Here is a 508-nt window from a genome sequence, read left to right on the forward strand (position 1 = left end):
AGCTGTTCTTCAGGCGGATGTAATCTTCCTCGTTGAAGAAACGCTCCTGCTGCACACGGGTCATGTACAGAATATCCAGTTCGGGCAGGGCTTCTTCCAGGTTGCGGGTTTCCACGTAATCAATGCCGTTGGGGGCCAGTACCTCGCTGATGATATAATCCGGCACCCGCAGTTCTTCGGGCGAGATCAGGATAAAGCGCATGCCCGGCAGGCGGGACAGGCTCTTGATCAGGCTGTGTACGGTACGGCCGAATTTCAGGTCACCGCAAAAACCGATGGTCAGGTTGTCCAAACGACCCTTGCGGCGGCGAATGGTCATCATATCCAGCAAGGTCTGGGTGGGGTGGCTGTGTCCGCCGTCACCGGCGTTGATGACCGGAATACGGCTGTAGCGGGATGCACGCAGCGGCGCGCCCTCTTTGGGGTGGCGCATGGCGGCAATGTCGGCGTAGCAGCTGATGATACGGATGGTATCGGCAACCGTTTCACCCTTGGAAGCACTGGAAAC

1 protein-coding gene is annotated in these 508 nt (G+C 58.1%); it reads right to left on the reverse strand.

What is annotated here, in order from left to right; all coding sequences use genetic code 11:
* Positions 1-508: aspartate/ornithine carbamoyltransferase family protein (locus tag H6B10_RS15205; protein ID WP_430661772.1), on the reverse strand; the 508-nt coding region annotated here is incomplete at both ends.

Origin of the sequence: Gemmiger formicilis, from assembly GCF_016901605.1 — a bacterium.
In the GTDB taxonomy this organism is placed as follows: domain Bacteria; phylum Bacillota; class Clostridia; order Oscillospirales; family Ruminococcaceae; genus Gemmiger; species Gemmiger formicilis_B.